Genomic DNA, 21,310 nt, shown 5'->3' with positions numbered 1-21,310 from the left:
CACCTCCAAGGATGCCCTCATCGGACGAGTGCTGGGACAATTCCGGTGATATGCCGGGCAATAGCCAGGCTTGAGGTCGCCGCGGGCGAGGGCGCGTTGCGGACGAGGACGACCCTGCCGTGCACGTCCACGACGAAGTCGTCGAGCAGGCGGCCGTCGCGGGCCACGGCCTGCGCTCGTACGCCGCCCGGGGCCCGTTCCAGGTCATTCGCGGTGAGCTCGGGGACGTAGCGGCGGGCGTCGGCGACGAACGCGCTCTTGAGGAGCGAGCCGCGGACCTCCCTCAGGCCCGTGCGCCAGTGGGCGCGGGCCATGCGCAGGGTGCCCGGCCAGCTCAGAATTTGCCCGAAATTACGGATATTTCGCCATCTGTAGCCTTCGTACGCGAGCGCGAGCACCGCGTTCGGCCCCACCAGCACCCGTCCGTCGACCTGCCGCGTCAGATGCACGCCGAGGAACGGGTACCGCGGATCCGGCACCGGATAGATCAGCCCCCGCACGAGGTCCCGCGCAGCCCCTTTGAGCGCGTAGAACTCCCCCCTGAACGGGACGATCCGCACGTCCCCCGGCGCCCCCGCCATCCTGGCCACCGCGTCGGTACCCAGCCCGCCACACACCACGAGCTGGTCGAAGACGTGCCTGCGCCTGCCCGCCAGCACCTCGACCCGGCCCGCCCGCTCCCTGATCGCCCTGACCGGCTGCCCCAGCCGTACCGACCCGCCCAGCTCGGCCACGTCCAGCGCGAGCCGGCGCGCGACGCCGGGAAAGTCGCAGATCGCGGTGTACGGCGAGTGCACGGCGCCGACACCGACCGCGTGCGGCTCGATCTCGCGCAACGCCAGCGCGTCCAGCTCGGCGATGCCCGGCACGCCGTTGGCCCGCGCCCGCTCGGCCAGCGCGCTCAACCGGGGCCGCTCGGCCCGCGTGCTCGCGATCACCAGCTTGCCGACCTCCTGGTAGGCCACCTTGTGCGCGGCGCAGTACTCCTTCAGCAGCGCCACACCCTCCCGGCACAACCTGGCCTTCAGCGAGCCCGGCGGGTAGTAGATCCCCGCGTGCACGACACCGCTGTTGTGCCCGGTCTGGTGGGCGCCGACGCGCCCCTCCTTCTCCAGCACGGTGACCTCGGCACCCCTGACGGCGGCCAGCTCCCGCGCCACGGCCAGGCCGACGATGCCCGCGCCCACGACTCCGATCTTCTCCCTCACACCTCCGATTTTCCGACCATCCACGCAGGACCGCCATATCCCGGCGAGCCGGACAAGCGGACTCAGCCGCCGTCGCCGGACAGTCGTCGCCCGTCCATCGGCGCCGAACGGATGGCGGCGACCAGCTCCGGCATCGTCCTGACGCTGCGGTACGGGTCTCGTTCGGCGGCGGGTTCGGGGTGGGCGGCGGTGTCGTCGCTGTGGAAGAGGATCGTCCGCATCCCCAGTGAACGCGCGGGAGCGAGATTGCCCGGCCGATCGTCCACGAACACCACCTCCTCAGGAACGGCGCCCAGCGCGCTGAGCGCCGCCCGGTAGGCGGCCGCGTCCGGCTTGCGGGCCCGCAGATCGGAGCTGATGAACCACCGCCGGATGTGCCTTTCCAGGCCGAAACGCCGGCGGACGAGCGCGGACCAGACCGCCGTGTCGTTGCTCAGGCAGGCGAGCTCCAGACCGTCGCCCGCCAGCTCGGCGAGCGCCTCCAGAGCACCCTCGGCGAGTCGATGCTCCTGGCAGTAGTCCGCGTCACGGCCTTCCTCAGGCAGTCCGGCCACCGCCCAGAACCGGCCCGTCGTGATGCGTCCGAGCGTGACGGAACGGTAGGCGGCACGGATCTCGGCCTCGCTCCGCCCGCATCCCTGCGCACGCAGGTACGGGATCAGGACACGGCCTTGCACATCGCCGTACCGGTACAGAACTCCCATCGCGTCAAAGACGATCACCCTTGGTCGCGGCATCACTCCATCATGGCCCGGCAGTCTCACAGCCGGGAATCGAACGTGAGTACGATGGCCTCATGTATCTGCCGCCGGAGTGGCCGCCCGAGGTTCGGCCGCCCAGCGTGCCCGACTGGGAGGGCACGGCCGTGGCGTGGCTGCTCGACGCGGTCCCGCCCGACTACCGGGCGTACGAGGTGCTCAGGCGGCACCCCGTGGCGCTGGCCGCGATGGCCCGCCACCACGTCAACTCCGCCGTCGAGGCCGCGCGCGCCGGATACCGGGCGGCGGCCGTCGACCTCAAGGGGCACCTGCCGCCGCACGCCATCGAGGCGGTCCTCGACACCTACCGGCAGGAGGGGCCGCGGCTGGTGCGGCTGGCGCGGTCGATCGAGGTGGTCGAGCGCGCGCTGAGAGGCGACCTGTTCACCGCGACCATGCGCCGCCCCTGACCGGCGTGCCCTCTCGCGTCGGTGCAGGTGTCAGCGGGTCCTGCGGGCCAGGAAGGTGATCACTCCGATGGCGGCCGCGGCGGCGGCCAGCCAGATGAGGACGTCCGTGGCGGTCAGCCCGCCCCCGGACGAGTCCGCCTGCGCGGTCACCGGCGGGTCGCGCTCCTCCGCCCTGGCCGGGCTGGGCGTGGCGGTGGGCCGCACGGTATCGGGGAGCGGCACGCGGTAGACCGGGCTGCCGGGCCCCTCCGTGCCGGTGAGCAGCGCCTTCCCGTCGGCCGTGTACGCGATCGACTCCGCCTGCTTCAGCTCCGGCATCGTCACCTTGGTGATCGTCTCGCCCGTGGGCTTGAACAGGGTGGCGGAGAAGTAGGTGCGCACGACGTAGGACGAGCCGTCGGGGGCGTAGGCGGCGTCCGTGGCCATGATGGGCGCGCCGCTGATCTTGCGCAGCACGTTGACCTTGTCACTGCGCAGTTTCCTCGGCGCCGCATAGACCGAGCCGGAGAACTCCTTGGAGACCACGTAGAGCCGCCCCGTCACCGGGTTGATCATGATGCCTTCGGCGTTGCGGGCGCCGTCGGCGTACCTGAAGCGGTAGCGGACGGCGGGCAGCGTGGCGTCTCTGAGCGTACGCGGCTCCGTCACCTTGTAGACCGAGACGTTCGGCCACGCGCCGTCCAGATTGTCGCCGATGTCGGCGAACCAGAGCACGCCCCTGCCGGTCTCCGCGTCCTTGGTGGCGGCCATCGCCTCCCAGTCGCGCGCCTCGGCCCCGCGTACCTGGAAGGTGGCCCGCGTACGCCCCCGGCCGTCCACGGCATAGAAGGTGGGCGCGGCGGCGCTGTCGTTGTGGGTGTAATAGACGCCGTCGTACGTCGGCGACACCGCCAGCCCGCTCGACTCCGTGATCCGCGGATCCTTGAACGCGAACAGCTTCTCCGTGCCGTCGTCGTCCGCCGCGAAGGCGGGCGCGGCGGGCAGCAGAAGAAGAGCCGCGACGGCGGCGAGCACCCTGGTCACGAAGTCCCCCACGCCGCCATCATGCCCCACGCACCGCCGCGAGCCCGCCTTCCAAGGGCGTGGCGCCCGCCCGCGTCTGTAACCGAAGAGGGCTTCGGAGCGTTCGTCCGCGGCCGTCGGCGTTCGCTGGAGACGGGGTGCGCGGTGAACGTCATGAGCGGCCGGGTGCGGCAGGTGGCTTCGTACACGTATCAGGCGTGGGCGGGTGAACTGTCTCTGCCGAGGTTCCAGGCGCGCCCAGCTTGGCGCTGTGGCGGTGGAAACCGGTGCCCTGCATGACGACCAGGAGCCCGTTGGCCACCGCCATGGCCGTCCACAGGCCGGTGATGCCCCAGGTCCCGGCCACGGGCACGGCGGCCAGGAGCAGCAGGCCGTACCCGATCGCGAGGAACATCAGGCTGAACGACGAGCGCTTGAGCGCGGTGAGGCCCATGCCCTGCACCGCCTGCGCCGCGTCGAGCGCGGACGCCAGCAGCATCAGCGGCAGCAGCCCGAGCACCTGGTCCCGGACGGCGGCGTCGTCGCTGAAGAGCACCAGCAGATTTTCCCCGAACCCGAGCAGCAGACCGGCCACCACAAGCGTCCCTGCTATGGCGAGCAGAACCGCGCCGCGATGGGCCCGCCGGGCTCCGGCGGCGTCGGTGGCGCGCGCCACGTCGGGCAACGCGGCCGAGGCGATGGACAGGGAGGTCACCATCATGAAGCCGGTGAGCGTGGTCAGCACCGCGTGGGCGGCGGTGTCACGGGTGCCGGTGGTGCTCGCGGCGAGGGTGACCACGCCCAGCACGGCAAACTTGATCAGCACGGTGCCGGCCAGCGGGATGCTGACCTTCGCCAGGGTGATGATCTCGCGGATCCTGGGCCTGGCCTGGCCGATCGCCCGGCCGAGCGCCCGGCGCAGGCTGAGGTCGGCCACCACCGCCGACACCACGCCCGCGATCACCCAGGCCACCCGACCCCGGTCAGCCCCAGCGCGGGCACCAGCACGGCGCTCAGCCCGCCCAGCAGCGCCGCGAACGACAGAGTCGGCCACATCACGCTCCCGCTGCGCCCGAGCGCGACCAGGATAGTGGTGGCGCCGCCGGTGGAGGCGAAGACGAGCAGATACACCGCCAGCAGATACGGCAGCGCCCCCATCTCCGCCACCACCTCGCCGGGCACCCCGGTGGCCCCCGCGAGCAGCGGCACGCAGGCGACGGCCGTGGCGCCGACCAGCCCGGTGGTCATGCTCAGCCAGCGGGCGTCCCTGATCACGGGCACCGCCGCCGCCGGATCGTCCCGGTACGGCGCGACGAACGGCCCGAGACCGCGCAGCGAGCCCTGCACGGCCGTGCTGGCAGGATTGAGCACGGCGGTCACCACCGCGAAGGCCGCCAGCGTGACCGTGGCATGGTTACCGAGCACCGAGGTGACCACGAGCGAGCCGAGCTGACCGGTGATCATGGCGAGGAAGAGCGGCACAGCGGCGCGAAGCAGGGCGATCATCGCGAACGATGATGCGCCCGCCAGGCGCCCGTGTCGACCGAGTTCATGGATCCACCCCCTGGCCTGGAGTGCACTCCAGCTATCTAGGGTGAAGTCATGGACTACGTCAATCTCGGACGCAGCGGTCTCCTGGTGAGCCCGCTCAGCCTCGGCACCATGAACTTCGGCCCGCGTACCACGGAGGAAGACTCCTTCGCGATCATGGACCGGGCTCACGAGCTGGGGCTGAACTTCTTCGACACGGCGAACGTCTATGGGGGCCAGAAGGGCGCGGGGATCACCGAGAACATCCTCGGCCGGTGGTTCGCCCAGGGCGGCGGGCGCCGGGAGAAGACGGTCCTCGCGACCAAGGTGTACGGCGACATGGGCGACTGGCCCAACGAACGCCGGCTGTCCGCCCTCAACATCCGCCGGGCCTGCGACGCTTCGCTGAAGCGGATGCAGACCGACTACATCGACATCTACCAGGCACATCACGTCGACCGGGACACCCCGTTCGAGGAGTTCTGGGAGGCCATGGAGGTCCTGCGCCAGCAGGGCAAGGTCATTTACGTGGGTTCGTCCAACTTCGCGGGCTGGCACATCGCCAAGGCCCAGGAGACGGCGGCCCGCCGCAACTTCACCGGCCTGATCAGCGAGCAGTCCCACTACAACCTGCTCACCCGGGCCCCCGAGCTCGAAGTGCTGCCCGCGTGCGAGGACTACGGCCTCGGCGTCATCCCGTGGAGCCCGCTGGCCGGCGGCCTGCTCGGCGGCGTGCTGCGCAAGATCGACAAGGGCCGCTCGGCCGCCGACAACATGGTCAAGCAGCTCGAACGGCACCGCGACAAGATCGAGCAGTGGGAGAAGTTCTGCGACGAGCTCAACGAGGACCCGGCCAACGTGGCTCTGGCCTGGTTGCTCAAGCAGCGCGCCGTCGCCGCGCCGATCATCGGGCCGCGCACGATGGAACAGCTCGAAGGCAGCCTGCGCGCCCTGGAGATCGACCTCGACGAGGCGGCCCTGGCCCGCATCGACGAGATCTTCCCCGGGCACCGCACGGCGCCTGAGGACTACGCCTGGTAGGACCGCGTATGGGTCGTGGCCCGGCGGCGCAACGCTCCGCCGGGCTCCGGCTTGCCAGGGCGACGCGTGCGGCCCGACAAGGGCGACGTGGCCGTAGCGGAGCGGTGTGTGCGGTTCTGCGAGCGTGACGGCGCGGCCGTGCCCGTTCGGTGAGGCGGAGAGGTGGAGCGGGCGGTCGGGTGGCGGCCGGGACCGGGGACCCGCAACTGGGACCGGCAACCGGGGGGCCACGACTGGGGACCCTTACGTCAGCCGGGCGCCTCAGCTCAGCCAGGCGCCGATGATCACGATCAGCAGAAGAAGGCCGAGCACGATGGGCAGCAGCCAGGGGCGAGGACGATCCACGACCTGGAGCCTAGCCCCGCTCGGCGGGTGCCAGCGCCCATTCGGCGAGTGACTCGTACCTCACCTGCGCTCCGCCATGGCTCTGGACCAGGTGGACGCGCTCGGCCCGCCACACGGTGCCGCTGAAGCCGGCCAGCGACTCGACCAGATCGCTGAGGTCGAGCTCCGTCTTGGCCCTGGCCAGGGTGAGGTGCGGGTGGAAACGCTTGTCGTCCGTCTGGGACGCCCCGGCCCGGCGGGCGCCCGCTTTGACGGAGTCGGCGAGCCTGGTCATGGGGTCGCCGGTGACGCCCGCCCAGAAGACCCGCGCCCGGCGTACGGAGGAGAAGGCGCCGAACCGGTCGAACGAAAGCTCCGGCACGGGGTGGCGAGCCACGGCCCGGGCCAGGCGCGTCTCCAGCTCGGGCAGCACCCGCTCGGGCACCTCGCCGAAGAAGCCCAGCGTGATGTGCCAGGTGGCACGATCAGGCCAGCGCAGGCCGGGCACCTGACCGACGTGCGGGGCGATGGCACGGGAGATCTCGTCCAGCACCTCATCGGGCGGCACCAGGGCCGCGAACAGCCTCATGCCGGCGGTGCGGGAAGTGCCGTGAAGAGCTTCATGTCATGCGATTCTGCCCCGGCCTCGCCTCACCCGTCACACCGGCCCAGGGCCGCCGACCTGCGGTCAAAGGCTCACAGGCGTCGCCGAGTTTCCAGGGTTCTCGCTCGCGGCGTACGAATGACTCATGCCACCGCGAGCGCCGGCCGGCCAACCCGTGAGCTGATCAGCCGGGTGACCACCACGGCAAGACCCGTGCCCACCAGCACCAGCGCACCGGAGAGGATCACGCCCATGCGTGGCCCGCCCATTTCGGACAGCCAGCCGATCAGCGGTGCCCCGAGAGGAGCTCCGCCGGTGAAGACCAGCATGTAGATGCCCATGACCCGGCCCCTCATCTCAGGGGACGTGGCGATCTGGACGCTGGCGTTGGCCGCCGTGTTGATGGTGATCAGCGCGATCCCGGTGGGGACCAGCAGCAGCAGATAAACGGGGTAGAACGGCGCGATCCCAGTCAGGATCTGGAACAGGCCGAACCCGATCGCCCCCGCGAAGAGCACCTTCCGCGACAGCCGCGCCCGCCGCGCCGCGAGCAGCGCGCCGCCGAACGCTCCCACCGCGAACATGCTGGACGCCAGCCCGAACGAGGATGCCCCGGCCGCGAACACCTCGCGGGCCATGAGCGCGATCGACATCGAGAACGACTGCGAGAACATCGACACGAACGCGATCAGCAGCACCGGCATCAGCAGCTCCTCGTGCTGGAGCACGTACCGGAGCCCTTCGCGCAGTTGTCCCTTGGCCCTGGGCACCGGCTCGGAGAGGTTCAGCTCGGCCTTGCGCATGAAGACCAGGCTGGAGATCACGCCGCCGAAGGTCAGGGCGTTGATCAGGAACAGCGGCCCCGTGCCGCCGAGCACGTAGATCAGCACGCCGGCGAGCGCCGGGCCGAGCACGCGGGCGAGGTTGAAGATGGAGCTGTTCAGGGCGATGGCGTTGGGCAGGTCCTCACGGCCGACCATCTCGACCACGAACGCCTGCCGCGTCGGCACCTCCACGCAGGAGATCATGCCGAGCAGGAACGCCATGACGTACACGTGCCAGACCTGGGCGGTGCCCGTCATCGTCAGCACGCCGATGGTGAGCGCGAGGCCGGCCATGAGCGTCTGGGCGGTGATGAGGATCGGGCGCTTGGGGTAGCGGTCGGCGAGCACGCCGCCGAACATCCCGAAGAGCAGCATCGGCAGGAACTGCAGCGCGGTCGCCGTACCGAGGGCGCTCGCGCTGCCGTGGGTGAGATCGAGGATCAGCCAGTCCTGAGCGGTGCGCTGCAGCCAGGTGCCGACGTTGGACACCGCGCCGCCCGCGCTGAACATGCGGTAATTACGTATCCTGAGCGACCGGAACATCCCGGTCTTGGGTTCTTCAGGCTCTATATCCTGCTGAGCTTCTCCAGCAGCGGCGCCGCCTGCCTGAGGATCGCCCTCTCTTCCGGAGACAGCTCCTTCAGTCGTTGCGTCAGCCACGCTTCCTTGCGGCGTCGTTCCTCCTTCAGCAGCTTCTCGGCGGCCTCGGTCACCGAGACGGTCACCTGCCGCCGGTCGGTCGGATGCGGGCTGCGGGCGACCAGGCCACGCTCCTCTAGCGCGGCGATCACGCGGGTCATCGAGGGCGGCTGCACCTTCTCGAGCTCGGCCAATTCGCCGGGGGTTATCCCGGAATGCCGTTCCACCGCGGCGAGCGTCGCGAACTGGGTGGGAGTCAGTGTGTGCACTGCCGCCTGTCGTCGTAGGCGTCGGTTCAGCCTTGCGAGTGAAACGCGCAGGGCTGAAGCGAGACCCGCGTCGCTGCGCAGGTTCGTCTTGGGCTGGGGTTTGGTTAGCATGAGTCATTACCTTTGCTAACTATACGGCATGGTGGGATATTTCCGTACAGAACGTTCGTCTGATCCCTTGATACCTCGAAGCCGCCCCGCCTGCGCGGAGCGGCTTCGATCGGTTTCGAGGGGTTTCTAGGGGTTTCTAGGGGTTTCGGCCAGCTCGACCCGGCTCGACCCGCCGTGACGTGCTCAACGTACACAACGTGCTCGACGTGCCGGCCGAATCGAGCGGGTGGTCAGATGCCGAGCAGCGCCCTGATCGGGCCGATCGCGAAGTAGAGCGCGAAGAGGAAGGCCACGCCCCACAGCAGCGGGTGGATCTCCCGCGCCTTGCCGCGCACCACCTTGATCAGCACGTACGTGATGAAGCCGGCGCCGATGCCGTTGGAGATCGAGTACGTGAACGGCATGAGCACCACGGTGAGGAACGCCGGGATGGCGATCTCGAAGTCGTTCCAGTCGATGTCCCGTACCGCGGTCATCATCATGAACCCGACCAGCACCAGCGCGGGGGCGGCGGCCTCGTACGGCACCACCTGGACCAGCGGCGCGAAGAAGATGGCCACCAGGAACAGCAGCCCCGTGACCACGCTGGCGAGGCCAGTGCGAGCGCCCTCGCCGACGCCGGCGGCCGACTCGATGTAGGTGGTGTTCGAGGAGACCGAGCCCGCGCCGCCCACCGCCGCGCCCAGCGAGTCGACGAGCAGGATCTGCTTGGTACGCGGCAGCGTCCCGTCCTCCTGCACCAGGTCCGCCTGCCGCCCGACGCCCACGATGGTGCCCATGGTGTCGAAGAAGTCCGTGATCAACAGCGTGAACACAAACAACCCGGCGAGCAGCACGTCCACACGGACGAACCCGCCGAACGGGTCGAACTCGGTGAAGAGCACGAGCGGGTTGTGGAAGCCGAGGATCTGGTCGGGCACGGCGGGCAGGTTGAGCTGGAAGCCGCCCGGATTGTCGGCCGAGGCGCGGCCCACCTTGGCCAGCAGTTCGACGATGACGGCCAGGACCGTGGTGCCGACGATGCCGATGAGGATGGCGCCCTTGACCTTGCGCGCCACCATCGCGGCCGTGGCCAGCAACCCGACGATGAACACGAAGATCGGCCACGACGTGAGGTTGCCGCCGATGCCCAGCTCCAGCGGCGTTCCGGCGCCCTTGCGGACGAATCCGGCGTCCACGAAGCCGATCAACGCGATGAACAACCCGATGCCCACGCTGATGGCGGTCTTGAGCTGGGCCGGGATGGCGTGGAACACGGCCGTCCGCAACCCGGTCAGCACCAGGATCGTGATGAGGACGCCTTCGAGGAAGACCAGGCCCATGGCCTCTTCCCAGGTCATCACGGAGGCGATGCTGAAGGTGACGAAGGCGTTCAGGCCGAGCCCGGCCGCCATCGCGAAGGGCACCTTGCCGACGACCCCCATGAGGATCGACAGCACACCGGCCACGAAGGCCGTGCCCGCGGCGACGAGCGGCACGTTCGGGGTCGTGCCGTCACCGATGAACTCGCCGGTCACATCTTTGCCGTTGGCCAGGATCAGGGGATTGAGTACCACGATGTAGGCCATCGTGAAGAACGTGGCCAAGCCTCCCCGTACCTCACGGGAGACGGTCGAACCTCGTGCGGAGATCGCGAAGAAACGATCGATTGCATTACGTGTGTCGCTCACGACGCGAAGGGTGACAGTAGGTGGTGAACTGCGAAAAGAGCCAGTGATGAGATCGAGACCCGATTGGAAGCTAGGCTGGACAACGTGAAGCAGCAGTGGCATCCCGATCCGGAGCCCATCAAGACCAACGACACCGCCGCCGTCGCCATCGGCACGGCCGCCTGGGCCGTCGCGCTGGTCGCCCTGCTGATCTTCCGCCCCGCCCCGGAGAACTCGTGGTGGATCTGGACCTGCGTGACCGGCATCGCCTTCGGCCTGCTCGGCCTCTGGTTCGTCCGCCGCCCCAGAAACGGCTGACCGCCCAGCTCGCGGCGCCCCGGATCTGACAGGTCGTTCCCTACGGGAGCTGACATTCGTCATGTCCGGCTGTTCGCCGAAGTCATCTGCAAGTGGTGTTTCCACCCACTACATCGGCGTATGCCTGCCATCCCATCCTTGATGCATGAAGAAGCCCATAGTGACCCTTCTCCTGGGAGCCGCGGTCCTCACCGCCTGCGGCACCGGCGGCACTTCAGCACCCGCGGGCGACAGCACCAAGCCGGCGGCCACCAGCACAGGCACGGGCACGGGCACGGTGGCCTGGGGCGCGTGCACCGACCTCATCGGACCCGACGGCAAGCCGGCCACCCCGGCCGCCAACGTCGAGTGCGGCAAGCTCCCTGTCCCCCTCGACCACGCCAAGCCGGACGGCGAGAAGATCGACCTCGCGCTCATCCGCATCAAGGCCACCGGCGACCGCGCCGGCTCGCTGGTCTTCAACTTCGGCGGCCCCGGCGGCTCGGGCGTGGACACCCTGGCCATGGCCGCCACGGCGTTCGCCGGCCTGGGCAAGAGCTACGACCTGGTCAGCTTCGACCCGCGCGGCGTGGACCGCAGCTCGGGCGTCACGTGCGGCGACGAGACCGAGGATCTGCTCACCTCCAACCCGGACGCCGACCAGGACGCGCTGGTGAAGGAGTACGCCGCCGCCTGTGCGAAGGAATCCGGCAAGATCCTCCCGCACGTCGGCACCGTCAACGCCGCCAAGGACCTCGACCTCCTGCGCGGCGCGCTCGGGGACGAACAGCTCAACTACTTCGGCTTCTCGTACGGCACCCATCTCGGCGCCGTCTACGCCACCCAGTTCCCCAAGAAGGTCGGCCGCTTCGTCCTGGACGGAGCCTTCGACCCGACCGTGACGTTCGAGGAGCGGGCCGTCATCCAGGCGTCCGGCTTCGCCCAGGCGTTCGCGGCGTTCGCCAAGGACTGCGTGGCCAAGAGCTGCGAGCTGGGCGCCGATCCGGCGGCGGTGGAGAAGACGGTCGCGGACTTCGTCGAGGGGCTCAAGACCAAGCCGCTCAAGGTCGGGGACCGCGAGCTCACCAACGGCCTGGGCCAACTGGCCATCATCACGCCGCTGTACTCGCAGCAGACCTGGCCGGTGCTGGAGCAGGCGACCGCCGCCGCGATCAAGGGCAACGGCACCATCCTGCTCGCCCTGGCCGACTCCTACACCGGGCGCAGGGCGGACGGGACGTACTCGACGATGATGGCGAGTCTGGCGGCGATCAACTGCGCGGACAACACCGAGCGGCCGAACGCCGCGGAGACCGCCCGGGTCAACGAGAAGGTGAAGAAGATCTTCCCGATCCTCTCCTTCGACGGGGCCACCGGAGCGTGCGCCTACTGGCAGGTGTTCGGGGACGACGCGGCCAAGCGCATCGATGCCACCGGCTCGGCGCCCATCGTGGTCATCGGCGGCAAGGGCGACCCCGCCACGCCGTACCAGTGGGCCGGCAAGCTGATGGACCAGCTCAAGACGGGCGTCCTGGTGACCTACGAGGGCGAGGGCCACGGCGCCTACCTGACCGGCAACGGCTGTGTCATGAAGACGGTGAACGCCTATCTGCTGGACGGCAAGCTCCCGTCGAACGGCACCACCTGCGCCGCCTGACCGGCGCCGCACGACGCACCGGGGAGGCCGTATGGGGGCGCCTCCCCGGCTCTTGCCTGTCAAAGAGCACAAATCACCGGACCCTCGCGCTCAGGTCGGCGCTCAGGACAGGTCGGCCTCCGCGAGCAGGAGTGGCACCGAGCCCGGGTCGCGCAGCAGCGCCGCCACCGCGAGCCGGTCGTTCCACTGCCCGGTGGCCCAGGCGAGCCCCCTGGCCAGCCCGTCGACCCCGGTGCAGTGCACGTCCCCCTCGAAGAACCGCCAAGCGCACTCCACCCCGTCGACCAGCAGCTTCTCGTGCTCCACATACGTGGCCGGCGTGGTGGGCAGCAGGGACCTGACCTCGGCGGGCACGTCACGCCTGACCCCTTCGGAGGTGACCTCGCCCGAGGTGAGCTCACCGGCGAGCGGCAGGTCGAGCAGCTCGGACAGCGACTCGGCCAGGTCGTAGGAGGCCAGCACCAGCGGCCGCTCTCTGACCAGTTGCAGCAGGTCGGGCGCCTCCACCACGACGGCGTCGTCCGCCGAGGCGACCACGATGGCCCCTTCGAGCACGGCCCGCACCCGCGACGGCGGCGCGACCCGCGACGGGTCCACGGCGGCCAGCGCGGTCCACAGGGCCCGCAACTGGGCCCGGTCGACCTCGATGGACTCGTCGGCCATCAGGTCGAGCAGCTCTTCCGGGCCGCCGTGGGAGGCCAGCAGCTCGGCCAGCGTCGTACGGACCCCGAGCATCGACAGCGCGGCCTCGTCGAGCCCGGTGGGCGCGTCGGCGTAGAGGCCCTGCAGCAGCGGGTCGGCCCCGGGCAGGCGCAGCTCCAGCGGCTTGCGCCCGTCCAGCACGGCGTGATTGGCCAGCCACCAGGCCGTGTAGGACGGCACCTCCACGCCCTCGACGCGCAGCGGGTGGAGCGCGGCCCGCAGCGGCGGCGTGGTGAGCAGCCGGAGCGCGGCCGGCCAGTCGGCCACCAGCTCCAGGTCGCGCACCGCCAGGAACTCGGGCACCAGCGGCGGCACGTCGAGCTCGGGCAGCAGGTCGAGCACGTGGTCGAGCCAGTCGGCCTCACCGTCGAGGTCGTGGTCGCAGTCGTCGGGGTCGAGCAGCACGTCGGGCTCGTGCACGACGGCGAACCCGTCGAGCACCCCCGCCGCCGCCAGCACCCGCGCGCCGTAGGTCTCCTCCAGCTCGGACGCGGCCACCCCGAGATGCGTGTCGGACTCCAGCAGCCCGGCCAGCGCCCCCTCGGCCAGCATGAGCTCACCGGCAGGGTAGAGCTCGCCGTCGCTGCCGCGCAGGGCCAGCTCGGCCAGCCACGGCGCCTCGCCGGGCGCCAGCCCGGACGCCTCCACCAACGACAGCACGGCCCGCGCCACCGGCTCGGGATCGGGGCTGTCGAGCGACTGCGCGACGGCGGCCTTGGTCAGCGGGTCGTCGAGCACGGTCCTGGGCGTGGCCTCGGCGGCGCCGAGCCGCAGCAGCGCGGGATGGGCCGCCTCGGGGTGCACGATGCGCAGCCCGAGCGGCGACAGGTCGAGCTCGGCCCCGCCGTCGGTCAGGATCAGCGTGCCGCGCGGGCCGCGGACGAGCCTGCCGTCGCTCAGCGGCACCGGCAGCGCGCCCAGCGACTCGGGGTCGTCGGCGGGCAGGACCTCGTAGAGCGCGCGCCACCAGGACGGCTCGCGCGCCTCGGCGGCCTCGCCGGACAGCAGGTCGACGACGTCGGCCAGCTCGACCCTGCGCACGCCGAGCGCGGTCATGGCGGGATGGCGGGCGGGCCAGCCGGCGGGCAGCAGGCCCGGCACGAAGCCGGCGACCGTGTCGAGCAGCTCGGCCGAGGCGGAGGCCACGACGGCCGCCTCGCGGCCCGGCACCACCCAGCCGTCGCCCTCGGGCTCGGGCGCGGGCTGCTCGACCTGCCACTCCGCGTCGGGCTCGTAGACCCGCGCGTCGGCGAAGGAAGGCGTCTGCACGACGGGCGCGGGCGCGGACAGGGCGGGCAGCAGCGGCGTGTCGGGCAGGCGCCGCAGCACCGCCCTGCGCACCCGGGCGTCGAGCTCGCCCTTGCCCATCAGCGAGGGCACCAGATCGAGCAGCTTGGACGTGCGGGGCAGCTCGCGCAGCAGGCGGACGTAGGCGTCGGCGGCCCGCTCGACCAGGAAGTCGGTCAGCGGCCCCTTGGCCACGTGGCGCCGGTCGGTGGCCATCGGGAACGAGGCGATGAGCAGCGCGGGCAGGTCGATGGGCTCGTCGCTGGGCGTCGGGGCGTGCACCACGGGCGGCACGGAGGCGGGCAGGGCGCCCGGCTCGCCGGTGCCGGTCACGGGAACGGCCCAGCGCAGCGACCAGAAGGGGCGGGCGCGCTCTTCCGTGGGCCGGTCGGCGAAGAGCCTGGCGACCTCCTCGGGGGTGAACACCCCGGAGTCGGACACCACGTGCCAGCCGTCGGCGACCACCGCGCGGGTGGACCCGTCGACGTCGATCTCGATGCTCTCCAGCGCGGGCAGGCCGAGCAGCAGCGCGGGACCGGCCTCGGCCAGCATGCGCCGCACCGCCTCCACGCTCGTCTGGTCGCGCAGCGGCAGCCGGACGAGGGTGTCGAAGCCGTCGGGGATGTCGATGAGGGGCGGCTCGTCGAAGGGCAGCCGCAGCAGCGGCACGTGCCCGCCCCGGTCGGCCAGCTCGCCCGAAAGCGCGGGCAGCTCGGCCACGATGGCCGCGGTCTCCGTACGGGACCAGCGCACGGCAGGAGCCCCGCGCGAGCCGATCGAGGGCGAGTCGCAGACCGACACGACCGCCGCGAATCCGACGCCGAACCTGCCCGCCGCGCCGGCCTCGTCACGCTTGCCCGAGGCGCGCAGCGTGGACAGGCTCTCCACGCCGGTGGCGTCGAGCGGGGCGCCGGTGTTGGCGGCCGTCAGCACGTCACCGCGCAACGTCAGCCGCAACACCCCCGGCACGCCCGCCCGCAGCGCCGCGTCGGCGGCATTCTGCGCCAGCTCGACGATCAGCCGGTCGCGGTAGCCGCCGAGCGCGAAGTCCTCCTCCGCGTTGGCGTCTTCGCGGAACCGGGCGGGCGAGGCCGTCCACGCAGACAGGACGGCTGCGCGCAGCCGGTCAGTGCCGTAGGTGTCGCTCATCGATCACGATCCTGGTCGAGGGTAGGGGGCCACCGTAGGTTAGCGGCCCGCACCGACACTCAGGCTCAGGAATGCCCGAGCTCCTCCGATGCGGATTCGTCGACCGAGCCGGCCTCCTCCTCCATGAGGTCGTAGCCCAGGTCGTCGAGGATCGGGATGGCCTGCTCGACCGGCGGCGGCAGCACCGCGGCCTCGGAATGGGCACCGCAGCCGTGGTCGGCGGCGACGACCTTGCCGTCGTCCGGCGCGTACTCGTTGGTGCAGACCCCGAACGACAGCCGGAGCTCACCCGAGAGCAACCAGTAAAAGCCGCAGGTGGAGCACTGCGCGGGAGCGGCGTGTGCGATCGGTGTGTGTGGCCCGTGCTCGCCCGCGTGCCAGCGTCTGGCAGCCCGGTCTCTGCCAATGGCCGAGAGCACACGGGCCCGGCCCAGGCCGTACTCGAAAACCATCTGTCTGTCGGTGTCGTCGTCGACTTCGGTGAAGCCCGGCGCCAGCCGGTCGTCGTCATCCGCGGTCGGCAGCAGATCGCCCACGCCGAGATCGCCGGGACGCAGCCGCTCGCTCCACGGCAGCCACTCGGGCGCCAGCAGCGCGCCGGTGCCGGGCAGCAGGACGGCCTCGCTGACGGTGACCTTCTTCGCCCGCGAGGCTCGGGTCACCGTGACCGCCCAGCGCCAGCCGCGATAAGCGCGGTCGAGGCAGGCGAAATAGTGGGTGACGATCCGGTCGCCTTCGCTTTCGTAGCCGAGGTGCTCGCCGGGCTCGCCCGGCCGCGCCAGCTCCTCGGCCGCGGCGCGAGCCAGATCGACCGCGGCGACACAGGCCTGGTCGGGAGCGGAGACGCGGGCCCGGGTGCGGCTCATCGGGCCAGCTCCGCCGAAAGGTGCTGTTCGCTCACACTCTTCATTCTCACCCATCCCGGGACGTGCGGGGGCCCACAACGGCGGATCCGGCTCAGAGATCGCCCGCGGATCGGGTAAGACTGGTAGGCGTGGAGGGTGGCTGGGACCGGGCACGCGAGGTCTCGCGGCGGATGGCGCGCGGCGCCGCCGACGCGGGCCGCGCCACCGTGCGCGCGGGCAGGGCCACGGCCACCGGCACCGCGCGGGCGGGCAAAGCCACCGCGAGCGGCGCCAGGAAGGTCGGCCAGGCCACCCGCCGGCTCACCTACGCCAACGGCGCCGGCCGCACCGGGCTCGGCCGGCTGATCGAGCTGTCGGCGGGCAACAGCGCCAGTGACGCGCTCGTCACGGTGGCGCTGGCCAGCACGGTCTTCTTCGGGGTGCCCGTCGGCGAGGCACGCGGCTCCGTGGCCCTCTACCTGGTCATCACGATGTTGCCGTTCGCGCTGCTGGCGCCGTTCGTGGGGCCGATACTCGACCGGTTCAGGTCGGGGCGGCGTTACGTGATGGCGGGCACGCTGTTCGGTCGGGGGCTGCTGTGCTTCGCCATGGCGGCGGCTGTTGGGCCCGGCGACCTGCCGACGCTGTTCATCGGGGCGCTGGGCGTGCTGGTTCTGTCTAAGTCGTACAACGTGTCGCGGGCGGCGATCATGCCGAGCGTGCTGCCCGCCGACATCGGGCTCGTCTCGGCGAACGCGCGGGTGGCGCTGTTCACGCTGGTCGCGGCCGGGGTGGCGGTGCCGGTCGGCGCGGGGCTGACCGCCGTCGTCGGCAGCGCGGTGGTGCTGCGGGTGGCGATGGTGGCCTTCCTGCTGCTCGGCGTCGCCGCCGTACGGCTGCCGCGCCATATCGACTCGCCCGACCTGGAGGAGGAGGGCGGGCCCCCGCGCTGGCGCACCCTGCTCAAGGTGGGCCCCGCGGTGGCCGAGGCCGTCTGGGCGAACCTGGCGTTGCGCGTCTTCTCCGGTTTCCTGCTGTTCTTCCTGCTGTTCCTGGTGCAGGACGAGGCGGTGCCGTGGCTGGCGGCCGCCGAGCCGTGGGCGCGCGACCCGTTCTTCGACATCCCCAAGACGATCGCGCTGCTGGCGGGCGCGGCCGGGCTGGGCGGCCTGGTGGGCGCCGCGGTCGCGAACTGGACGCGCAACAACTCACCGCAGCTCATCGTGCTGGTCACGCTGGCGGTGACCGCGGTGACGGCCGGCGTCACGGCCGTCTTCTTCGGGGTGTGGACCGCGCTGGCCATCGCCCTGGTCACGGCGTTCGCCCAGGAGCTGGGCAAGCTGGCGCTCGACGCGATCGTGCAGCGGGAGATCGGCGAGGAGGTGCGCTCGTCCACGTTCGGCGTGGTCGAGGCGGTGCTGCAGCTCGCCTGGGTGTTCGGCGGGCTGGTGGGCCTGGTGCTCTCGCTCACGCGGAGCAGCACGGCCGGGCTGGTGGCGCTGGCGGTCGCGCTCATCGCGGCGCTCGGCTGGTTGCTGGTCTCGCGCAGAGGCCGCGTACGCGAGACCGAACGCAAACTACGCCGGCAACGGGCGGAAGCCGAAGCCGAAGTGGCCTCCGACCTCCGGCCCGACGCACAGCCCGATGGCCGGCCCGATCCCTGGCCCGATCCTCAGTCCGATGCCAAGCCCGGCCCCCGGCCCGACCGCCGACCGGACGTCCGGCCCGATCCGCAGCCCGGCCACCAGCCCGGTCCCGGTGAGCAGCGGGGTGGTGGGGTCGATCCCACCAAGCCGCTCACCAACCCGCACGGCTGAGCGGGGAACGGCGGCGGCTCATGCGTCGAGGTCGTCCGCGACCGCCCTGAGCACCTGCGCGATCTTCTTGGCGTGCGCCGCGTCGGGATGCTTGCCGCGCTGGTAGGAGGTGGAGACATCGTCGAGCAGTTTGATGAGGTCTTCGACGATGACCACCATCTCGTCCGGCTTCTTCCGCTTGCCCTTGGGCTTGGTCTTGGCCAGCGTCGGCGGCTGCTCCAGGATCCTGACGGAGAGCGCCTGCTGGCCCCGACGGCCCTCGGCCACGCCGAACTCGACCTTCTGGCCGGGCTTCAGCGGGCCCGCACCTGTGGGCAGCGCGGATGAATGCACGAAGACCTCACCGCCGTCGTCGCGGGTGAGGAAGCCGAATCCCTTGTCGGCGTCGTACCACTTGACCTTGCCACTCGGCACAGGAGGACCTCGTTCAAACAGTCGAAAGGAGGACGGATGGATGTAGGTTATGCCCCGCGAAGCGCCAGGGCGACCGGGTAAATGCGGTGCATTTACCGGACTTCATGATGCTCGCGCCATGTGCTGAACCAGGCGGCGAATTCGGTCAGGTCGCCCAACGTCACATCAGCTCCGTGATCACGCAGCTCTCCCACCGTGTAAGGGCCGGTCGCGACTGTCACGCTCACGGCGCCGCCGGCGCGTGCGGCCTCGATGTCGGCGACATGGTCACCAACATAAGCCGCCGCGCCGAAGCGCGCGAGTGCCGATCCCTTGGCGGCCGCGAAAACCGATCCGACCACTTCGTCCACGTCCAGGCCCAGCACCTTGAGGGTGCCGACGGCGTCGCGGGCGTTCTTGCCGGTCACCACGATGACCCGGCCGCCGGCGGCGCGCACGGCTTCGACCGCCTCGTACGCGCCCGCCATCGCGGTATGGCTCGGCACCCCCATTTCCGGATATATCTCTCGATAGAGGTCGGCGGCTGCCTCGACCTCCTCAGCGGGCAGCCAGTTGGCCAGCTCCATCTCCAGCGGCGGCCCCAGTCGCCGTACGATCGCCGCACTGTCGAATGGCACGCCCAAACGCACGGCCAGCTCGTCGAAAACGGCCGCTATGCCCGACCGCGTGTCCGCCAATGTCATGTCAAGGTCGAATCCCACCGAAGTCATCACAGAGAGCAGGATCCCAAACCTCCCCCTACCCCGCGTAACGGGCCTTGTTCTGAGAGCATGGGAATGGGAAGAAAGGAATTACTTATCGGAGAGGAGTGGCCGTGACCGACACCCCCCAGCCGCCGCACAGCGGAGACCGGCTCGTCGCCTCCTCGGCCCCACCCCAGCCGCCCTTGACGCGGCCTGAGCCCAGGCCGCATCGCCCGGCCCGCCCCGGCGGGCCCGTGCTGACGGTGTGGCAGCGCGTCGTGGGCGCCCTCGTCTACCTCGTACGGCTGGCCAGCAGGGTCGCCGCGCTGGCCCTGGTGCTCCACGCGGTCTTCACGGTGTTCAGCGCCAACCCGGCCAACGTCTGGTACCGGTTCGTCGAGACCCTCGCCTCGACGCTCTCCCTCGGGCTGGCCAACCTGTTCCAGTTCGCCGATCCGCGCTTGACCACGCTGGTCAACTACGGCCTGGCCGCGGTGGTCTGGTTGATCATCGGTTCCGCCCTGGCGAGCCTGGTCCGGCGCGCCGCCCCATAACGACTACTCTCCTTACGGAGGTATCAGCACAGACATGACCAGATCGACACGTGAGCGGATCATCGATGAGTCCCTGCGGCTGTTCGCCGAGCGGGGCTACGCCGCCACGTCGGTGGCCGAGATCGAAGCCGCCTCCGGGCTCTCGCCCGGCGCCGGAGGGCTCTACCGGCATTTCAAGTCCAAGTACGAGGTGCTGGCCGCGGCCATCAACGAGCACGCCAGCCGCACCCGGATCCAGGTGGCCGAGAGCCTGGCCGAGCTGAGCGCCATGGAGTCCTCGGTCGACCTGGAGGTGCGCCTGTCCCACGTGTGCCGCGCCGGGCTGGCGAAGGTGCGCGAGGAGTCGGAGCTGACCCGGGTGTTCTTCCGCGACCTGAGCCAGTTCCCCGAGCTGGTCGCGGTGGTCCGCGAGGGGCTGCTCCAGCCCATGTTCGACGCCATCGTCACCTGGTTCAAGGCCCAGCCCGAATACCACGACGCCAAGCTCGACTGGTCGGGCATCTCGACCGTGCTCGGCGGTGCCGTGGTGCACTACCGGCTCTTCCAGGAGACCGTGGGCGAACTGCCGGGACACGCGGAGAAGGACCAGTTCGTGGCCGCCTGGGTACGGCTGGCCGTCGGCCTGCTGCCCAGCCCGGCGCCGGTCAGCTGACGTCGAGCAGGCGGTAGGCCAGCCACAGGACGCCCGCACCCGTACCGATCATGAACATGGTGCCGCTGACGTCGAAGAACTGCGTGACGAACGCCGCCATCCCGGCCTCGATCCCCACCCGCAGGCCGCCGATGAGCACGCCGCCGACGGCGTAGCCGAGCAGCGGCGCGCCGGCGCCGACGAACCGGTCGCGCACGCTCCAGGCGTCGCTGAACAGCACCATCGCCGCGCCCACGGCCCACACCACCAGGGGGACCTGGAAGATGGCCACCGCCGGCAGGTCGAACGGCACCAGCAGCGCGGCCACCACCAGGATCGCGAGCGCGGCCGTGTCGCGCGGGTGCTCCTTGACGATGGTCCTGGCGTCCCTGCCGCCGGTGGCCATCGGGTTGGCGCTGGACATGGCCGCCCTGCGCAGCCCGGCGAACGGCAGCCCCATGCCCTGCCGCCGGCCGAGGTTGTCCTGGGCGATCCTGCGGTACGCCCGCACGCCGGGCGGCGCCTCCTCGTCGGTCACGGCCGGCAAGGGCCGCGTGGCTCCCCCGCCGGAAGGCCCGCCGGCCGGTCCACTGGCCGGCCCACTGACCGGCCTCGCGACGGCCCCGGCGCCCACGCCCGCCGGATCCCGCGCGGTGGCGACGCCCGCCTCGGCCAGCCTGCGCGCCTCACGCTCGACGAGCGCGGCCGGATCGCCGAACCTGGCCAGCACCTTGGCCACCTGGCGGGCGTTCTGGCTGCCGCCCCGCTCGACCTCGATCCTGGCCCGCAGCCGTCTGGCGAAGTCGAGCCGCTGATCGGCCCTGAGCACGCCGTGGGCCGCGTCGGCGGCTTGAGAGACGTAGTTCAGCACCAATTGGTCCGCGCGCTCTATCACGCCTAGCAAT

At 70.9% G+C, this 21,310-nt stretch carries 21 protein-coding genes; 7 read left to right on the top strand and 14 right to left on the bottom strand.

The features are described from left to right. Positions 1-17: 17 nt before the first annotated feature. Together lhgO and AB0C28_RS36970 are read right to left on the bottom strand one after the other, a co-directional pair. The gene (gene lhgO / locus AB0C28_RS36975) at positions 18-1,208 is read right to left on the bottom strand and encodes an L-2-hydroxyglutarate oxidase (protein WP_358080215.1); all 1,191 of its coding nucleotides are present in this window, start codon (positions 1,206-1,208) and stop codon (positions 18-20) included. A gap of 62 nt (positions 1,209-1,270) precedes the next feature. Further along, positions 1,271-1,945, bottom strand: coding sequence for an HAD-IA family hydrolase (locus AB0C28_RS36970; protein ID WP_358080214.1), 675 nt, complete (start codon positions 1,943-1,945; stop codon positions 1,271-1,273). Positions 1,946-2,004: 59 nt separating this feature from the next. Between AB0C28_RS36970 and AB0C28_RS36965 the strand changes: the two genes are divergently transcribed. Then, positions 2,005-2,376: a hypothetical protein gene (locus AB0C28_RS36965; protein ID WP_346110704.1), complete on the top strand. Its 372-nt coding sequence runs from the start codon at positions 2,005-2,007 to the stop codon at positions 2,374-2,376. Positions 2,377-2,406: 30 nt separating this feature from the next. Here the strand turns inward: AB0C28_RS36965 and AB0C28_RS36960 are convergent, their stop codons facing one another. From AB0C28_RS36960 to AB0C28_RS36950, 3 genes are all read right to left on the bottom strand, one after another. Next, positions 2,407-3,411, bottom strand: a complete 1,005-nt coding sequence (locus AB0C28_RS36960; RefSeq protein ID WP_358080213.1) for a hypothetical protein — start codon at positions 3,409-3,411, stop codon at positions 2,407-2,409. A gap of 139 nt (positions 3,412-3,550) precedes the next feature. Further along, on the bottom strand, positions 3,551-4,351 hold the full coding sequence (locus AB0C28_RS36955; protein WP_358080212.1) for an MATE family efflux transporter: 801 nt from the start codon (positions 4,349-4,351) through the stop codon (positions 3,551-3,553). After that, entirely contained in the window at positions 4,339-4,884 is a 546-nt protein-coding gene (locus tag AB0C28_RS36950) for a hypothetical protein (protein WP_358080211.1), read from the bottom strand. The genes AB0C28_RS36955 and AB0C28_RS36950 overlap by 13 nt, the downstream gene beginning before the upstream one ends. Positions 4,885-4,980: 96 nt before the next feature. On the opposite strand from AB0C28_RS36950, the gene AB0C28_RS36945 reads away from it, so the two are divergent. Further along, positions 4,981-5,949: an aldo/keto reductase gene (locus AB0C28_RS36945; RefSeq protein ID WP_358080210.1), complete on the top strand. Its 969-nt coding sequence runs from the start codon at positions 4,981-4,983 to the stop codon at positions 5,947-5,949. A gap of 355 nt (positions 5,950-6,304) precedes the next feature. On the opposite strand, the gene thpR is transcribed toward AB0C28_RS36945, so the two are convergent. From thpR to AB0C28_RS36925, 4 genes are all read right to left on the bottom strand, one after another. Further along, positions 6,305-6,862 (bottom strand): RNA 2',3'-cyclic phosphodiesterase, encoded by a 558-nt coding sequence (gene thpR, locus AB0C28_RS36940; RefSeq protein ID WP_357853320.1) that lies wholly within the window; start codon positions 6,860-6,862, stop codon positions 6,305-6,307. A gap of 158 nt (positions 6,863-7,020) precedes the next feature. After that, on the bottom strand, positions 7,021-8,244 hold the full coding sequence (locus tag AB0C28_RS36935) for an MFS transporter (RefSeq protein WP_357853323.1): 1,224 nt from the start codon (positions 8,242-8,244) through the stop codon (positions 7,021-7,023). 23 nt (positions 8,245-8,267) lie between these two features. After that, the gene (locus tag AB0C28_RS36930; protein WP_357853326.1) at positions 8,268-8,720 is read right to left on the bottom strand and encodes a MarR family transcriptional regulator; all 453 of its coding nucleotides are present in this window, start codon (positions 8,718-8,720) and stop codon (positions 8,268-8,270) included. A 230-nt stretch (positions 8,721-8,950) separates the two neighbouring features. Next, positions 8,951-10,390 carry an NCS2 family permease gene (locus tag AB0C28_RS36925; protein WP_346110692.1) on the bottom strand — a complete coding sequence of 480 codons (1,440 nt, stop codon included), beginning with the start codon at positions 10,388-10,390 and terminating at the stop codon, positions 8,951-8,953. 84 nt (positions 10,391-10,474) lie between these two features. Between AB0C28_RS36925 and AB0C28_RS36920 the strand changes: the two genes are divergently transcribed. Beyond that, complete coding sequence (locus AB0C28_RS36920; protein ID WP_346110691.1) at positions 10,475-10,687, top strand: DUF2530 domain-containing protein; 213 nt, start codon at positions 10,475-10,477, stop codon at positions 10,685-10,687. Positions 10,688-10,832: 145 nt separating this feature from the next. Then, positions 10,833-12,323, top strand: a complete 1,491-nt coding sequence (locus AB0C28_RS36915; RefSeq protein WP_358080209.1) for an alpha/beta hydrolase — start codon at positions 10,833-10,835, stop codon at positions 12,321-12,323. 102 nt (positions 12,324-12,425) lie between these two features. Here AB0C28_RS36915 and AB0C28_RS36910 read toward each other — a convergent pair whose 3' ends face one another. Both AB0C28_RS36910 and AB0C28_RS36905 read right to left on the bottom strand, forming a co-directional pair. Further along, positions 12,426-15,461: a hypothetical protein gene (locus tag AB0C28_RS36910; RefSeq protein ID WP_357853333.1), complete on the bottom strand. Its 3,036-nt coding sequence runs from the start codon at positions 15,459-15,461 to the stop codon at positions 12,426-12,428. A 65-nt stretch (positions 15,462-15,526) separates the two neighbouring features. Further along, positions 15,527-16,327, bottom strand: coding sequence for a DUF3027 domain-containing protein (locus tag AB0C28_RS36905; protein WP_357853336.1), 801 nt, complete (start codon positions 16,325-16,327; stop codon positions 15,527-15,529). Between the two features lie 128 nt (positions 16,328-16,455). On the opposite strand from AB0C28_RS36905, the gene AB0C28_RS36900 reads away from it, so the two are divergent. Continuing rightward, positions 16,456-18,123: an MFS transporter gene (locus AB0C28_RS36900; protein WP_358080208.1), complete on the top strand. Its 1,668-nt coding sequence runs from the start codon at positions 16,456-16,458 to the stop codon at positions 18,121-18,123. An 18-nt stretch (positions 18,124-18,141) separates the two neighbouring features. Here the strand turns inward: AB0C28_RS36900 and AB0C28_RS36895 are convergent, their stop codons facing one another. Both AB0C28_RS36895 and AB0C28_RS36890 read right to left on the bottom strand, forming a co-directional pair. Continuing rightward, positions 18,142-18,537, bottom strand: a complete 396-nt coding sequence (locus AB0C28_RS36895) for a cold-shock protein (protein WP_326634559.1) — start codon at positions 18,535-18,537, stop codon at positions 18,142-18,144. 92 nt (positions 18,538-18,629) lie between these two features. Continuing rightward, positions 18,630-19,247, bottom strand: a complete 618-nt coding sequence (locus AB0C28_RS36890) for an HAD family hydrolase (RefSeq protein WP_357853500.1) — start codon at positions 19,245-19,247, stop codon at positions 18,630-18,632. 104 nt (positions 19,248-19,351) lie between these two features. Between AB0C28_RS36890 and AB0C28_RS36885 the strand changes: the two genes are divergently transcribed. Both AB0C28_RS36885 and AB0C28_RS36880 read left to right on the top strand, forming a co-directional pair. Then, positions 19,352-19,774: a hypothetical protein gene (locus tag AB0C28_RS36885; RefSeq protein ID WP_358080207.1), complete on the top strand. Its 423-nt coding sequence runs from the start codon at positions 19,352-19,354 to the stop codon at positions 19,772-19,774. 34 nt (positions 19,775-19,808) lie between these two features. After that, the gene (locus tag AB0C28_RS36880) at positions 19,809-20,426 is read left to right on the top strand and encodes a helix-turn-helix domain-containing protein (protein ID WP_357853342.1); all 618 of its coding nucleotides are present in this window, start codon (positions 19,809-19,811) and stop codon (positions 20,424-20,426) included. Here AB0C28_RS36880 and AB0C28_RS36875 read toward each other — a convergent pair. Beyond that, positions 20,419-21,300, bottom strand: coding sequence for a hypothetical protein (locus AB0C28_RS36875; protein ID WP_358080206.1), 882 nt, complete (start codon positions 21,298-21,300; stop codon positions 20,419-20,421). The genes AB0C28_RS36880 and AB0C28_RS36875 overlap by 8 nt on opposite strands. Positions 21,301-21,310: the final 10 nt, after the last annotated feature.

Source organism: Nonomuraea sp. NPDC048892, assembly GCF_040649735.1.
GTDB lineage: Bacteria > Actinomycetota > Actinomycetes > Streptosporangiales > Streptosporangiaceae > Nonomuraea > Nonomuraea maheshkhaliensis.
The sequence above is the reverse complement of the archived record's forward strand: the minus strand, read 5'-3'. Positions and strand labels throughout refer to the sequence as shown.

Coding starts and splice junctions, on each gene's coding strand:
- AB0C28_RS36970 (WP_358080214.1), bottom strand. CDS start 1,945: ATGCCGCGACCAAGGGTGATCGTCTTTGACGCGATGGGAGTTCTGTAC.
- AB0C28_RS36965 (WP_346110704.1), top strand. CDS start 2,005: ATGTATCTGCCGCCGGAGTGGCCGCCCGAGGTTCGGCCGCCCAGCGTG.
- AB0C28_RS36950 (WP_358080211.1), bottom strand. CDS start 4,884: ATGATCGCCCTGCTTCGCGCCGCTGTGCCGCTCTTCCTCGCCATGATC.
- AB0C28_RS36945 (WP_358080210.1), top strand. CDS start 4,981: ATGGACTACGTCAATCTCGGACGCAGCGGTCTCCTGGTGAGCCCGCTC.
- thpR (WP_357853320.1), bottom strand. CDS start 6,862: ATGAGGCTGTTCGCGGCCCTGGTGCCGCCCGATGAGGTGCTGGACGAG.
- AB0C28_RS36935 (WP_357853323.1), bottom strand. CDS start 8,244: ATGTTCCGGTCGCTCAGGATACGTAATTACCGCATGTTCAGCGCGGGC.
- AB0C28_RS36930 (WP_357853326.1), bottom strand. CDS start 8,720: ATGCTAACCAAACCCCAGCCCAAGACGAACCTGCGCAGCGACGCGGGT.
- AB0C28_RS36915 (WP_358080209.1), top strand. CDS start 10,833: ATGAAGAAGCCCATAGTGACCCTTCTCCTGGGAGCCGCGGTCCTCACC.
- AB0C28_RS36910 (WP_357853333.1), bottom strand. CDS start 15,461: ATGAGCGACACCTACGGCACTGACCGGCTGCGCGCAGCCGTCCTGTCT.
- AB0C28_RS36905 (WP_357853336.1), bottom strand. CDS start 16,327: ATGAGCCGCACCCGGGCCCGCGTCTCCGCTCCCGACCAGGCCTGTGTC.
- AB0C28_RS36890 (WP_357853500.1), bottom strand. CDS start 19,247: ATGACTTCGGTGGGATTCGACCTTGACATGACATTGGCGGACACGCGG.
- AB0C28_RS36880 (WP_357853342.1), top strand. CDS start 19,809: ATGACCAGATCGACACGTGAGCGGATCATCGATGAGTCCCTGCGGCTG.